This window comes from Achromobacter deleyi, from assembly GCF_013116765.2.
GTDB classification, from domain to species: domain Bacteria; phylum Pseudomonadota; class Gammaproteobacteria; order Burkholderiales; family Burkholderiaceae_B; genus Achromobacter; species Achromobacter deleyi_A.
The window spans coordinates 3,371,835-3,385,741 of sequence record NZ_CP074375.1; the positions used below are offsets into that span (position 1 = coordinate 3,371,835).

The 13,907-nt window shown below is 65.2% G+C and carries 17 protein-coding genes; 3 read left to right on the forward strand and 14 right to left on the reverse strand.

Features of this window, described 5'->3' with window-relative positions; genetic code table 11:
- Positions 1–86: 86 nt before the first annotated feature.
- The 13 genes from HLG70_RS15115 to HLG70_RS15170 all read right to left on the reverse strand — a co-directional run bounded on the left by HLG70_RS15115 (position 87) and on the right by HLG70_RS15170 (position 10,902).
- Positions 87–1,505 carry a DegQ family serine endoprotease gene (locus tag HLG70_RS15115; protein WP_419144821.1) on the reverse strand — a complete coding sequence of 473 codons (1,419 nt, stop codon included), beginning with the start codon at positions 1,503–1,505 and terminating at the stop codon, positions 87–89.
- A 104-nt stretch (positions 1,506–1,609) separates the two neighbouring features.
- Positions 1,610–2,698, reverse strand: a complete 1,089-nt coding sequence (locus HLG70_RS15120) for a MucB/RseB C-terminal domain-containing protein (protein ID WP_171664238.1) — start codon at positions 2,696–2,698, stop codon at positions 1,610–1,612.
- Complete coding sequence (locus tag HLG70_RS15125) at positions 2,698–3,204, reverse strand: sigma-E factor negative regulatory protein (protein ID WP_171664239.1); 507 nt, start codon at positions 3,202–3,204, stop codon at positions 2,698–2,700. Before HLG70_RS15125 ends, HLG70_RS15120 begins: the two co-directional genes overlap by 1 nt.
- Positions 3,205–3,216: 12 nt before the next feature.
- Entirely contained in the window at positions 3,217–3,816 is a 600-nt protein-coding gene (rpoE, locus tag HLG70_RS15130) for an RNA polymerase sigma factor RpoE (protein WP_171664240.1), read from the reverse strand.
- Complete coding sequence (locus HLG70_RS29695; RefSeq protein WP_326491107.1) at positions 3,813–4,355, reverse strand: protein YgfX; 543 nt, start codon at positions 4,353–4,355, stop codon at positions 3,813–3,815. Before HLG70_RS29695 ends, rpoE begins: the two co-directional genes overlap by 4 nt.
- Positions 4,309–5,538 carry a beta-ketoacyl-ACP synthase II gene (gene fabF / locus HLG70_RS15135; RefSeq protein WP_171664241.1) on the reverse strand — a complete coding sequence of 410 codons (1,230 nt, stop codon included), beginning with the start codon at positions 5,536–5,538 and terminating at the stop codon, positions 4,309–4,311. The genes HLG70_RS29695 and fabF overlap by 47 nt, the downstream gene beginning before the upstream one ends.
- Before the next feature lie 187 nt (positions 5,539–5,725).
- On the reverse strand, positions 5,726–5,965 hold the full coding sequence (gene acpP / locus HLG70_RS15140) for an acyl carrier protein (protein ID WP_003813816.1): 240 nt from the start codon (positions 5,963–5,965) through the stop codon (positions 5,726–5,728).
- A gap of 209 nt (positions 5,966–6,174) precedes the next feature.
- Complete coding sequence (fabG, locus tag HLG70_RS15145; RefSeq protein ID WP_171664242.1) at positions 6,175–6,927, reverse strand: 3-oxoacyl-ACP reductase FabG; 753 nt, start codon at positions 6,925–6,927, stop codon at positions 6,175–6,177.
- 4 nt (positions 6,928–6,931) lie between these two features.
- Entirely contained in the window at positions 6,932–7,867 is a 936-nt protein-coding gene (fabD, locus tag HLG70_RS15150; RefSeq protein WP_171664243.1) for an ACP S-malonyltransferase, read from the reverse strand.
- 96 nt (positions 7,868–7,963) lie between these two features.
- Positions 7,964–8,950, reverse strand: coding sequence for a beta-ketoacyl-ACP synthase III (locus tag HLG70_RS15155; protein WP_171664357.1), 987 nt, complete (start codon positions 8,948–8,950; stop codon positions 7,964–7,966).
- Positions 8,950–10,017 carry a phosphate acyltransferase PlsX gene (plsX, locus tag HLG70_RS15160; RefSeq protein WP_171664244.1) on the reverse strand — a complete coding sequence of 356 codons (1,068 nt, stop codon included), beginning with the start codon at positions 10,015–10,017 and terminating at the stop codon, positions 8,950–8,952. Before plsX ends, HLG70_RS15155 begins: the two co-directional genes overlap by 1 nt.
- A gap of 59 nt (positions 10,018–10,076) precedes the next feature.
- Positions 10,077–10,259, reverse strand: coding sequence for a 50S ribosomal protein L32 (gene rpmF / locus HLG70_RS15165; protein WP_006223822.1), 183 nt, complete (start codon positions 10,257–10,259; stop codon positions 10,077–10,079).
- Between the two features lie 52 nt (positions 10,260–10,311).
- Positions 10,312–10,902 (reverse strand): YceD family protein, encoded by a 591-nt coding sequence (locus HLG70_RS15170; RefSeq protein WP_234103520.1) that lies wholly within the window; start codon positions 10,900–10,902, stop codon positions 10,312–10,314.
- 234 nt (positions 10,903–11,136) lie between these two features.
- On the opposite strand from HLG70_RS15170, the gene HLG70_RS15175 reads away from it, so the two are divergent.
- From HLG70_RS15175 to HLG70_RS15185, 3 genes are read left to right on the forward strand one after another with little or no spacing between them, the layout of a single operon-like run.
- Positions 11,137–11,739: a Maf-like protein gene (locus HLG70_RS15175; RefSeq protein WP_171664246.1), complete on the forward strand. Its 603-nt coding sequence runs from the start codon at positions 11,137–11,139 to the stop codon at positions 11,737–11,739.
- A complete protein-coding gene (locus tag HLG70_RS15180) occupies positions 11,736–12,446 on the forward strand; it encodes an SAM-dependent methyltransferase (RefSeq protein WP_171664247.1) in 711 nt (236 codons plus the stop codon). Before HLG70_RS15175 ends, HLG70_RS15180 begins: the two co-directional genes overlap by 4 nt.
- A gap of 2 nt (positions 12,447–12,448) precedes the next feature.
- Positions 12,449–13,234 carry an N-acetylmuramoyl-L-alanine amidase gene (locus HLG70_RS15185; RefSeq protein ID WP_171664248.1) on the forward strand — a complete coding sequence of 262 codons (786 nt, stop codon included), beginning with the start codon at positions 12,449–12,451 and terminating at the stop codon, positions 13,232–13,234.
- Positions 13,235–13,252: 18 nt separating this feature from the next.
- On the opposite strand, the gene msrQ is transcribed toward HLG70_RS15185, so the two are convergent.
- On the reverse strand, positions 13,253–13,903 hold the full coding sequence (gene msrQ, locus HLG70_RS15190) for a protein-methionine-sulfoxide reductase heme-binding subunit MsrQ (protein WP_171664249.1): 651 nt from the start codon (positions 13,901–13,903) through the stop codon (positions 13,253–13,255).
- Positions 13,904–13,907 lie beyond the last annotated feature (4 nt).

Here is a 13,907-nt window from a genome sequence, read left to right on the forward strand (position 1 = left end):
CCAGCCATTTTAGCTGGTCTTGGGCTTTTTTTTTGCCTAAGGGCCGCCCCTGGGCAAAAAGCGCCCCAGTCGGGGCGCCAAGAACATCACTTCGTCGCGGGCACCGCCACCCACTGCGTCTGGTCGCCGCGGCGCACCAGCAGGCCAACCGCGCGGCCCTTGTCGAGCTTGGCGACGAGTTCGGCGAACTGCTTGGCTCCGGTGACGTCAGTGTCGTTCAGGGCCAACACAATATCGCCTTCCTGCAGGCCGGCCTTCCCGGCCACGCCCTCGGCAACCTTCACCTGGACGCCGCCCTTGATGCGCAGCTTCTTCTGCACGTCGGCGGGCACGTCCACCACGCCCAGGCCCAGCGCGTTGGTGACCTCGGGAACAGGCGCCGCCTTCTTCCCGTTGGCAGCCGTCTTCTCGGCCGGGATCTCGCCCACCTTGACCGACAGCGTCATGCTCTTGCCCTTGCGCCAGACTTCCATGTCGGCGCGCGTGCCCGGCTTGGTTTCACCCACGATGCGCGGCAGATCGGACCAGCGCTTGATCGGCTCGTTGTTGAACTTCAGGATCACGTCGCCCGGCTGCACGCCCGCCTGTTCGGCCGGACCTTCGGCTTCCACGCTGCTGACCAGCGCGCCTTCGGCCTTGGGCAGGCCAATGGCCTCGGCCACGTCCTTGCCCACTTCGCCGATCTGCACGCCGACGCGACCGCGCGTGACCTTGCCCGTGGCGCGCAACTGATCCACCACGCGCATGGCTTCGTCGATGGGGATGGCCAGCGAAATGCCCATGAAGCCGCCGCTGCGCGAAATGATCTGGGAGTTGATGCCCACCACCTCGCCTTCCAGGTTGATCAACGGACCGCCCGAGTTGCCGGGGTTGACCGCGACGTCCGTCTGGATGAACGGCAGGTATTCGCCGGTGTCCCGGCCTATGGCGCTGACGATGCCCGAGGTCACGGTGGAATCCAGGCCGAACGGCGAACCGATGGCAAGCACCCATTGCCCCTTCTTCAGCTTCTTGGGGTCGCCGATCACCAGCGGGGTCATGTCCTTGGCTTCGATCTTGATGAGCGCCACGTCCGTGCGCTCGTCCGTGCCGATGACCTTGGCCTTGAACTCGCGGCCGTCGGTCAGGGTCACATAGATGTCCGTCGCATCCACCACCACGTGGTTGTTGGTCAGTATGTAGCCGTCGGCCGAGATGAAGAATCCCGAGCCCACGCCGCGCGGCACGGTGCGCTCTTCCGGCTGGGAAGGCTGCGGGCGCTGGCGCGGATTGGGCGACGGCTGGCCGCCGCCGCCCGGAGGCTGGAATTCCGGGCCGAAGAACCAGCGGAACAGCTCATACGGATCATTGCCGCCCGGGCCGCCGCCGCCGCGCACCGGCACGGTGGCGGTGGTGCGGATGTTGACGACCGCGGGGTCGGCTTTTTCAACAATGTTCGTGAAATCGGGCAGCCCGGCCGGCGGCGTCTGCGCGACCGACGCGGGAACGTACGCGGTGGACAACATCACGCCCGCCGCGACAACCGCCAGAAAGCGCCGGAAAAAAGCGTTCGACACCGTCATTGCTTTCATATGTCACTCCGAAATTACTACTTGCCGCGCTGGGAGGATCACTTGGATCCTGCCCCCGCCGGTGCTGCCGCCGCGGGTGCGGCGGGCACGTATTCTGTGGCTTCCGCCAGTTGCTCCAGCGTCGCCACGGGCACTTCGCCCACGGCTGTCAGCCAGAAGTCCGCGATGCGCGCGCTGTAGACATTGATCGAGCCGCGCTGCGCCGCGCCGTGGGGCGGATGGCGTTCGCGCTGGTTGTCATAGGGCTCGATGAACACCGAGATGGCCGCCAGGCCATCGGACAGCACCATCTGGCTTACCGGGGAACCGCGTCCCATGGAGCGCGCCACCTGCATGATCGCCGTGAAGCCCTTGGGCGCCGGGATGCGCCATCCCTGAGCCGCCAGATCCACCGGCTTCATGGTGGGCTCCAGCACCTTCCAGTCGCGCGTGTTCCAGCGCGACGACAGCGACTGGGGATCCACTTCCGAGCCCAGCCGCAACGATGTGAAGGAGACCTGCTCGACCACGCCGCGCGCGGCGTTCAAGGTCTGGGCCTTCAGCAACAGGTTGGTCTCGACGTCCGCGCACAGGCGATAGCCGTAGCGCAGCTTGTCCAGCGGTTCGATCGTGATCAGCCGGCATTCCCGGCCGGCCACGCGATGCAGCGCCGGTTCGGTGCGGATCTTGTAATGCTCGGACAGATTGGCCGGATCCCCCAGCAGCAAGCCAGGGAAGCGGTCGCCGCGGCGACGCTCGACCAGCACGGTCTTGCGTTCGGGAATCAGGCACTGCACATCTTCGTTGTGGCGCAGGTATTCGCGCGGCTGGCCGTCGAGGATTTCCAGGCGCTCGCGCTCGCCGGTGCCGTCCAGGACGTGCACCAGGCGCGAGGATTGGATCATCTCGCCTTGCTGATACATGAAGACGCCGGCGTAATCCTGCTTGCGCGCCGCCTGCTGGATGCGCGTCAGCAGTTGGACGACGTCATCGGTCTGGCCGGCCGGCGCCTTGTCGGCGGCTGCGGCGGGTTCATGCGCGGCCAGGAAAGCGGCCAGGAGCGTGGCGGCGAACCAGCCGGCCCGGTGCGCCTGCACCGAGGCGGCACGACCCAGGACCGGCCAGCGTGACGGAAGCACAAGCGCCATCAACGTCCCGCTCCGACATCAAACGACACCTGCCGCACCGCGCTGGGGCCCGCCATCTGGCGATGGGCCTCCAGATAGTCGCGCAAGCCCGAATCGTCGGAAGCCGAAGCCGGGGAGCTGGCATCGGCCAGCACGCGCACTTCCGTGGCCGGCGCACCCGTAAGGTAGGGCTGCGCCACCCAGGCGACCGTCGCGACCGCCGCCGCCACGGCCAGGCCGGACAGGCCCACCCGCAAAGGCGAGCGGCGCCGGGGCGCCGCTACGATAGGCAATTCCGCGTCCAGCGCCCGTGCCAGGCGGGCCTGGAAGGCCGCGCTGGGTGTCAGCGCCAGGTCGGAATTGCGCAGGGAATCACCGATCAGATGATAGGTGTCCCAGGTCTGGCGTCCTTCCTTGGACAACAGACTGGGAAGAATATCGTCGGGATCCTCTCCGTCCATCCAGGCGGAAACCGATTCCTCCCAGGAGGAATCAGTGATCACAACGGACTTGGCTGCTGTTTGCATGACTGCCACTCCTTACCAGCGACGCTCGACATCGGTGTCAAGCAATGGACGCAACTTGGTGGCGATGGCTTCGCGCGCACGAAAAATGCGGGAGCGCACCGTACCGATCGGGCAATCCATGCTTTGGGCGATGTCTTCGTAACTCATACCTTCGATTTCACGCAGAACAATTGCGGTGCGCAATTCTTCAGGCAATGCCTCAATGGCCGCGTTCACCGTCTCGGCGATTTCGCGGCTGGCAGCCATGGACTCCGGCGTGCTTATATCGGTTAGGTTGTCGGTTTCGTTAAAAGTTTCACCGTCTTCCGTTTCTATCGCATTTGGCGCGCTCGGACGCCGGCCCTGGGAGGCCAGCCAGTTCCGGGCCGTATTGATGGCGATACGGTACAGCCAGGTGTAGAAAGCGCTGTCTCCCCGGAACTGGGGCAAGGCCCGGTAGGCCTTGATGAACGCTTCCTGGGCCACGTCCTCGATTTCCGAGGGATCGCGGATCATCCGGGCCAACAGGCGGAGAATCTTCCGCTGGTACTTGAGCACCAGCAGATCAAATGCCTTCTTGTCGCCCCGCTGGACGCGCGCGACAAGCTCGGCGTCAACTTCGCGCTCGCTCATGACGCCTCCTGGGGGAGGACCGCCGGGCGTGCGCGCCGCGCCGCGCCCGTGAGCAGGCGCAGGCGCCGCCAGGACTCGGGTCGCAACGTCTGCCGCCAGACGGTAAGAGTGATTTTGCTAGTGGTAAAGGCCGTACTCCCGGTGGGCAAGGGCTGCAAAGTGAGCGTCAGCCAGGCAGGGCCGCGCTGCTGATCCAGCAGCAGCGCATCTTGCCAGCCTTGCGGCCGGCGCACCTGCCAGCGGCCAGCCCCGGCTGCCGTACGCAATTCCGTTACCGGGGACAGGGTGCTCCGTGCCGAGTGTAACAGCCCGGCGAGCACAAGCAGGACCGCAACCAGCGCGATCCCCGCCCATGCCTGACCGTGCCAGGACGCGGCCGTCACCGCGCTGGCCGCGGCCGTGGCCAGCGCCAGCCCGAAGAGCGTGGTCGCTCCCCTGGGCTGCGAGACAGGTATGCGAAACGACCAATGCCCGCGGACCGAGCCTTCCAAATCAGACCCGGCGAACGGCCATCGAGCCGTTTGTGCCGCCGAAGCCAAACGAGTTGGACAGGCCGACCTCGATCTTCATCTGCCGCGCCTCATTGGCGCAGTAATCCAGATCGCATTCGGGATCTTGATTGAAGATGTTGATCGTGGGAGGCGAAACCTGGTTGTACACGGCCATGGTCGTGAACACGGCTTCGATGCCGCCGGCGGCGCCCAGCAAGTGGCCGGTCATCGACTTGGTCGAGTTGACCACCAGCTTCTTGGCATGGTCGCCGAACGCCAGCTTCAACGCGTCGGTTTCGTTCTTGTCGCCCAGGGGCGTGGACGTGCCGTGCGCATTGACGTACTGGATGTCATCCGCATTCAGGCCGCCATTGCGCAGGGCGTTCATGACGCCGCGGCGCGGGCCGTCCTTGTCGGGGGCCGTGATGTGGTGCGCGTCCGAACTCATGCCGTAGCCTGCGAGTTCGCCGTAGATGCGCGCGCCGCGCTTCTTGGCATGCTCGTATTCTTCCAGCACCAGAACGCCCGCGCCCTCGCCCAGCACGAAGCCGTCGCGGTCGCGGTCCCAGGGGCGCGAAGCCGTCTCGGGATCATCGTTGCGGGTGGACAAGGCACGCATCGCGGCAAACCCGCCGATGCCCAGGGGCGACACGGTCGATTCGGCGCCGCCAGCCACCATGACGTCGGCATCGCCGTACTCGATCAGGCGCGCGGCGTCGCCAATGCAATGCAGGCCGGTGGTGCACGCCGACACGACGGCGTAGCTCGGGCCTTTCATGCCGTAGGTGATCGACAGATGGCCGGAAATCAGGTTGATCAGCGAACCCGGCACGAAGAACGGAGAAATCCGGCGAGGACCCTTGGCCAGATATTCGACCTGGGTTTCTTCGATGCGCGGCAGGCCGCCGATACCGGAGCCCACGATCACGCCTATGCGCTCGGCATTGGCTTCGGTGACTTCCAGGCCGCAGTCGCGCCAGGCCTGCATTCCGGCAGCCAGGCCGTAATGGATAAACGTATCCATCTGGCGGGCTTCCTTGGCCGAAACATAGGTACTGATGTCGAAGTCTTTGACTTCGCCAGCAATGTGGGTGGTGATAGCCGAGGGATCGAAACGGGTGATGCGGCTGATGCCAGAACGTCCGTTGACGATATTGTCCCAAGCGGTGGTCAGATCGTTCCCTACGGGGGAGATGATACCCAGGCCGGTGATGACGACACGTCGCTTCACGGATGACTCCTCAAACAGACAAAAGAAAGGCGGCTTTCGGGATGCGCTGCGCGTGTGGACCACACGAAAACGGGTCGGGCTTTACGACGCCCTTCCCGCGAGTGGTCCACACGGCAAATTCCTGAAACCGCCCCGATTCCCGGTTGGCCGAAATCATCTCGGGCAACCAGAACGATATAGGCTGAGCTTACTGCTTACCGTGCGAATTGATGTAGTCAATCGCTTGTTGCACGGTCGTGATCTTTTCGGCCTCTTCGTCGGGGATCTCGGTCTCGAATTCGTCTTCGAGGGCCATGACCAGTTCGACCATGTCGAGCGAATCGGCACCGAGGTCGTCAAGGAAGGAGGATTCGTTCTTGATCTCGGCTTCGTTCACGCCAAGTTGTTCAGCGACGATCTTCTTGACGCGCTGTTCGATGCTTTCCATGCAGATCTCCAAATGGGAAAAATCCCGCGAATTATAGCCAAGCGCGGAGTGATGCAACGCCTGACCGTGACAAAAATAACACCGCGCACCAGTTCTGTCGTCAAGAGTGACGCAGGAAGACCCATGTGCGGCGTTTCCGGTGAATCGCGCGCTGCCCCGCCGGCTTCCCGGCGACGCGGCGGCATGTGCCGCCACGCGCGATTCGTGATTTATTGCATGTACATCCCGCCGTTGACGTGCAGGGTGGTGCCGGTAATGTAACCCGCCTGCGGCCCGGACAAAAAGGCCACTGCGTGGGCGATGTCCGTGGGCGAGCCCAAACGGCCCAGCGGAATCTGCTGCAACAAGGCCGCGGTCTGGTTTTCACCCAGCGCGCGCGTCATGTCCGTATCGATGAAACCCGGGGCAACGCAGTTCACGGTGATGTTGCGGCTGCCCAGCTCGCGTGCCAGCGCGCGCGACATGCCAGCCACGCCCGCCTTGGCGGCGGCATAGTTGGCCTGGCCGGCGTTACCGCTGGAACCCACCACCGAAGTGACGTTGATGATCCGTCCCCAACGGGCTTTCATCATGCTGCGCAGCACCGCGCGCGACAGGCGGAAGACCGAGGCAAGATTGGTGTCGATGACCGCCGACCAATCGTCGTCCTTCATGCGCATCGCCAGCGTATCACGGGTGATGCCTGCGTTATTGACGAGGATATGCGGACCGCCGCTCTCCTTGCCCAGCGCATCGATCAGCGCATCGCAAGCTTCGGCGTTGGTCACGTCCAGCACCACGCCCCGGCCGCCAAACGGAGCCAGTGCTTCGGTGATGGCGGCCGCGCCCGATTCGGACGTGGCGGTGCCGACGACGGTCGCGCCACGGGCAGCCAGTTCCTGGGCGATGGCGCGGCCAATGCCGCGCGTGGCGCCGGTCACCAGCGCGACCTTGCCGAGCAATTCGATCGAGGTGTTATCCATGTCTTTAGTTTCCGTTAACGGCGGCCAACGCAGCTTCAAGCGAGGCAGGATCGGTGATGGCCAGGCCGGTAAGTTCGGGGTCGATGCGCTTGGTCAGGCCCGCCAGCACCTTGCCGGGGCCGCACTCGACGACGTGCGTGACGCCCTGCGCCTTCATCGCACGCAGGGTTTCGACCCAGCGCACAGGATGCCATGCCTGACGCACCAGCGCATCCCGGATTGCCCCGGGTTCCGAAGGCGTAGCCACATCGACGTTGTTGATGACCTGAATCTGCGGCGCGGCCACGTTCACGCCAGCCAGCGCGCCGGCCAGCACATCGGCCGCGGGCTTGAGCAGGCTGGAGTGGAACGGCGCGGACACCGGCAGCAGCAATGCGCGCTTGGCGCCCGCGGCCTTGGCCAGTTCGCAGGCGCGCTCGACGGCGGCCTTGTGGCCCGCGATCACGACTTGCGCGGGCGCATTGAAGTTCACGGCTTCGACGACTTCGCCTTGCGCGGCGGCGGCGCACGCGGCGCGCACGGCATCATCATCCAGGCCGAGAATCGCGGCCATGGCGCCCGTGCCAACCGGCACGGCGGCCTGCATGGCGTCGGCGCGCACGCGCACCAGGCGCACGGCATCGTCAAGCGTCAGCGATCCGGCGGCCGTCAGCGCGGCGTATTCGCCCAGGCTGTGGCCGGCCACGACGTCGGGCTTGCGGCCGCCCGCGGCGCACCAGGCCGCGTAGAACGCGACGCCAGCCGTCAACATGGCGGGTTGGGTATTGGTGGTCAGGTTGAGCTGCTCCACGGGACCCTGCGCGATCAGGGCGCCCAGGTCCTGCCCGAGGGCCTGCGAGGCCTGCGCCACGGTGTCAGTGACCGCCGCAACGCCCGACCAGGCATCCAGCATGCCGACAGCTTGCGAACCTTGGCCAGGAAAGACAAAAGCGATTTTCATGATTGAGCGTTTGGATTGATTCAGTGTCTGTGTGGAATGTCAGGCGCGCTCTCCTGGCTGGCGCGGCACAGGTGCCGCCCCCGCCCGGGCACACCCTTACATGCGGGCCAGTACCGAGCCCCAGGTGAATCCGCCGCCCACGCCTTGCATCAGGATGAGCTGGCCCGGCTTGACACGGCCATCGCGGCGCGCGGCATCCAGCGCCAGCGGCACGCTGGCCGCCGAAGTATTGGCGTGGCTATCGACGGTAATGACGACTTTTTCAACCGGCACACTGAGCTTGCGAGCCAGGAAATTCAGGATGCGCACGTTGGCCTGATGCGGGATCAGCCAATCGACGTCGCCGACTTCGATGCCGGCTTCGGCGCAGGTGTCGCGCGCGGAGCGGTCCAGCACGGTGACCGCCTGCTTGAAGACGGCCTGGCCGTCCATGCGCAGGAACGGGTCGCCGGTCACGTCGCCATAGGCCACGTTGCCCGCCGCGCTGAGAATCTTCATCTGGCTGCCGTCGGCGTGCAACTGCGCGGCCAGGATGCCGGGCTTGTCGGAAGCCTTCAGCACCACGGCGCCTGCGCCGTCGCCGAACAACACGCAGGTGCTGCGGTCGTTCCAGTCCAGGATGCGCGAAAACACTTCGGCGCCGATCACCAGCGCGCAACGGGCGCGGCCAGCGCGGATGAAGCTGTCGGCGGTGGTGAGCGCGTAGACGAAGCCGCTGCAGACTGCCTGCACGTCGAAGGCCGCCGAACCCTTGGCGCCCAGGTTGGCCTGCACCAGGCAAGCCGTGCTGGGGAACACGAAGTCCGGGGTGGACGTGGCCACCACGATGAGGTCGACCTCGGAAGCGTCGACGCCGGCATCAGCCAGCGCGCGGCGCGATGCCTCGGTGGCAAGCTGGCTGGTGGTGACACCGCGCTCGGCAAGGTGGCGCTGCCTGATGCCAGTGCGCTCGACAATCCATTCATCGGAGGTGGCGATATCGCGCGTCGCCAGTTCCGCTGCCAGTTCGTCATTCGAAACCACGCGTTCCGGCAAGAAGCTGCCGGTGCCCGCGATCACGGAATATTTCATTGCGGTATCCATCAAGCGGTGTCCCCAGCCACGTTTGGCGACGACGCCGAAGGGCCATCGCCTGATTGAACGCGCTTGGTAATTTGCGCGACCGTCTGCGCGGTGCGCTCCAGCAGTTTACTCACTACAGCTTCGCGGGCTCGTTGCAACGCAAAACCGAAGGCGTAAACGTCCGCGGAACCGTGGCTCTTGATGACCACGCCACGCAAGCCCAGCAATGCGGCGCCGTTATAGCGCCGGTTGTCGACACGGTTGCGCAGACGGTTCAGCACCGGCCTGGCCACCGCGCCGGCCAGCAGCGTGATCAGATTGCGTTTGAACTCTTCGCGAATGACGCTGGACAGCATCTTCGCCAGCCCTTCGACGGACTTGAGCACGACATTGCCGACGAAGCCGTCGCAGACGACGACATCGACCGTGCCCTTGAAAATGTCATTGCCTTCCACGTTGCCGTAGAAGTTCAGCGGGCTGCCGCGCAGGAGCTCGGCGGCTTCCTTGACGACTTCGTTGCCCTTGATGACTTCTTCGCCAATATTGAGCAAGCCCACGGTGGGGTTCTCGCGATGGTCCACCGCCTGCGACAGCGCGGCGCCCATGATGGCGAATTGCAAAAGGTGCTCGGCCGTGCAGTCCACATTCGCACCCAGGTCCAGCACCGTGGTGGCGCGGCCCGTCTGGTTCGGAATGGACGTGGCGATCGCGGGCCGGTCTATGCCGTCCAGCGTCTTGAGCACGTAGCGTGAAATGGCCATCCAGGCGCCGGTGTTGCCCGCGGAAACGCAGGCGTCGGCGCGCCCGTCCTTGACGGACTGGGCGGCCAGGCGCATGGAGGAGTCTTTTTTGCGGCGCAGGGCGACCTCGACAGGGTCGTCCATGGTGACGACCTCGGAAGCCGCCACGATTTCCAGACGATCGCGAGCCACGTTGCGGTGCTCGGAAAGCGCCGCTTCGATAGCGTCGGGAAGCCCGACCAGCAATAGCCGGGTGTCCGGAAATTGCCGGGCGAACTCGATCGCAGCCGGAATTGTGACGGGTAGACCGAAGTCTCCGCCCATACAGTCTATGGCGATGCGTATCACGGGTGCCAGGTATCAGCGCTCAGCCGAGTTGGTCCGAGTACGAGTTCGGCCCGGGGGCCTTATTCGTCGGCCTTGGTCTTCAGGACCTTGCGGCCGCGATAGAAGCCGTTGGGGCTGATGTGGTGACGCAGGTGCGTTTCGCCGGTGTTCGGCTCGATGGCCGTCGACGGGCTCACCAGAAAATCGTGCGAACGGTGCATACCGCGCTTGGAGGGGGACTTCTTGTTTTGTTGAACGGCCATGATGACTCCTAGAAACGGGGCGCATTGTACGCGATGCGGCCCGATGTTGATCTCAATCTTTGTGCTTCAGTTGTTCCAGCACCGCAAACGGCGACGGACGCTTGACAGCGGGCTCCTCTTGAGGAACTTCGCTGGCTTTGGCCTGCGCGCCCGGGCATACATCATGCTTGGGCACATACGGAACGCTCAGAATGAGCTCATCTTCGATCTGGGCCAACAGATCAAAATGATGCGATCCCACCACCTTTTCAGGCAGATGGGGCGCAGAATTCCTTCCTTCGCCTTCGTCGTCCTCGTCGTCGTAACCGTCGCCTTGTTCAGCGGCGGAATAACCATCGTCGAGGTCGTCCTCGGATTTGACCAGTTGCAGCAGGACTTCGCTATCGACCGGGTACGCAAACGGCGCATTGCAACGTTGGCATACAACGACCGGATTCGCCTGCACATGCAGATGCAAGAGCGGCTGACCCAGCAACAAGCCGGTCTTGCCCTCTTCGCCACGCACGGACCACTTCACCAGGCCAGCTTCGCCCAGCGGTTGGTCAGGCAAGCCTTCAACCGCCCGAACAAGCCGCGCCAAGGCGACACTGCCCTGCGCTTGCTTGCCCAATCGGGCAAACGCGAAAGCATCGATGCGTTTCACATCCGCGACATCCGCAGCCGCTGCACCCGCAGTTGTACCCGCAGTTACCGCAGTTACCGCAGTTACTTCTGCAGTTGCCACACCCGCAGCCACATCCTTCCCTGCACCCGCCGATCCGCCCGAGTTACGGCTCGCGCCGCCAGGCAATCCCTTAGGTGTCATGTTGATGTTCCTGCAAAAATGCCGCAAAACGTTAGATAATACTGTGACTTACGTATCACCGTCAAATACCGCATGCCCCTGAAGCCTAGCCTGATCCTCGCGTCCAGCTCGCGTTACCGCAAAGAACTGCTGTCGCGCCTGCGCCTGCCCTTTACGGCGATTTCCCCCGATGTAGACGAAACGCCACAACCCGGCGAAATGCCCGCGGCCCTGGCGCTGCGCCTGTCCGTGGCGAAAGCCATGGCGGTGGCCGCCAGCCACCCCGGCAGCGTCGTGATCGGATCGGACCAGGTCGCGACAGTGGATGGCGAGCCCATCGGCAAACCAGGCGATTTCCCGCGCGCCCTGGCGCAATTGCGCGCCCTGTCGGGGCAGATCGTGGAATTCCATAGCGCCCTGGCGGTCACGGACGGGCAACGGGTGGAAAAAGCCGACATCATTACCCGCTGCCGCTTCCGCCAACTGTCGGACCGCGCCATCGAAGCCTACCTGCGCGCCGAAGAACCTTACGATACCGCAGGCAGCGCCAAGGCGGAAAGCCTGGGCATTGCGCTGATGGAAAGCATCCAGAGCGACGATCCCACCGCCATCATCGGCCTGCCGCTGATCGAGCTGACGCGCATGCTGGCGCGGTTCGGACTGGATCCGCTGGACGCGCCGGGAGCCCCCGAATGAGCGGCGCCCTGCACCTCATCCCCGTCGGCCTGGGCGACGCGCCGCCGGAGCGCTGGCTGCCCGCCGAGGTCCGCGCCCTGGCCGGCAAGCTGGACACCTACATTGCCGAGAACGCCAAGACAGCCCGTGCCTTCCTGAAGCTCATCGGCACCGACCGGCCGCTGCAGGAAATCACGATACACACCCTGACCGACAAGGTCGACGCCGCCCAGATCAAAGCCTGGCTGACGCCGGTCGCGCAAGGCGCCGAAATCGGACTGGTTTCCGAGGCTGGCTGCCCTGCCGTGGCCGACCCCGGCGCCAAGGTCGTGGATGCCGCGCACCGCCTGGGCATCACCGTAAAACCCTGGGTCGGCCCCTCCTCGATCCTGCTGGGCCTCATGGCCAGCGGCCTGGACGGCCAGCGCTTCGCCTTCCATGGCTATGCGCCGGTGGATCCCGCCGAACGCGCCAGGCAGTTGCGCGCCTGGGAGCAGCATTCCGCCAAGCACAACCAGACCCAGCTGCTGATCGAAACCCCCTACCGCAACGCCGCCATGTTCGCCACGCTGCTGGCCAGCCTGAAGGCGGACACGAAGCTCTGCGTGGCCCGCTCGGTGACGACGGCCGATGAATGGGTCGTCACGCATACCGTGGCCGAATGGAAAAAGCTGCCGGCACCCCAGCTGGACAAGCTGCCCACGCTGTTCCTCTACCTGGCCCGCTGACCATGTTTCGCCTTATCGCCACACTGCTGGCCACGGCAGTCCTGGCGGGCTGCGCCGCGCGCGGGCCCGCCGGGCTGGACCTGGACACCTCGGTCACGGCCGTCAGCCAGAGCAGCCGCGTCCGCTCCGTCGTGCTGCATTACACCTCCGTGGACGACGCCCGGTCGATGCACTTGCTGTCCAAAGGCAAGGTCAGCGCCCACTATCTGGTGAACGATGCCGGGCGCGCCTATCGGCTCGTCGACGAGAACCGCGCCGCCTGGCATGCCGGGGCCAGCTCCTGGTACGGCAACATCGCCATGAACAGCACGTCCATCGGCATCGAGGTCGTAAATCCGGGCTGGACCGAAGGCGCGGACGGCAAGCCCGTCTGGCACGCCTACAACGACCGCCAGATACGCGCCCTGACCATCCTGCTGCGAGACATCATCCAGCGCCACGGCATCGCGCCCGAAAACGTCGTGGGCCACAGCGACATCGCGCCGCAGCGCAAGGTAGACCCGGGCCCGCTCTTTCCCTGGAAGGCGCTGGCCGCGGCAGGCATAGGCCGCTGGTACGACGAAGCAGGCGCCGCCGAACATCTGGCGCGCCTGCAGGCGCAAGGCACGCCCGACGTGGCCTGGTTCCAGAAGCAGCTGCAGCGGCTGGGCTATGCCTGCCCGCAGGACGGCACCCTGGACCGCGCCACGATCAACACGCTGGCGGCATTCCAGATGCACTACCGCCCCGCGCTGCACGACGGCCAGCCGGACGCGGAAACCGCGGCCATCATGCTGTCCATCCTGTAAGGCGCCCAGGCGCCGGCGCTAGCGGCGGCGCTTCCACCACGCCACCACCCGCCAGCCCAACAGCAGGGCCAGCACCGCGGCGTACATGGCGGGCTGCGCCAGATCGTTCTTGCCGGCCTTGTGCCACCAGTAATGCAGGATAGCCAGCAAGCCGATGGCATAGATGGCCCGGTGGAGGGTCTGCCAGCGCTTGCCCAGGCGTCGCATGGCCCATTGCGTCGACGTGGCGGCCAGCGCCGTCATAAGCACGAAGGCGGAAAATCCCACCATGATGAAGGGGCGTTCGCCGATGTCCTGCAACATGGCGGCAGGATCGAAGCCCCGGTCCCACCACACCCAGGCCATGAAATGCATGGCGCCGTAGAAGAAGGCGAACAGCCCGCACATGCGGCGCACGCGTACCAGCGCGGGCTGCCCCGTCAGGCGGCGCAAGGGAGTGATGGCCAGGGTGACCAGCAGGCAGACCAGGGTCCAGGTGCCGGAGGAGCGGGTCAGGAACTCGACGGGATTCGCCGTCAGGCCGTTGTTCATCCCAAGCCAGACCCAACGCGCAAACGGCGCCAGCCCCAGCAGGAACAGCAATGGCTTGAAGCGCCCGATCGTCGCGGCGGAAATCTGCGCCTTGCGCGGCGGCGCGGCCGGAGCCGCCTGCGGAACACCAGCAGACATGAGC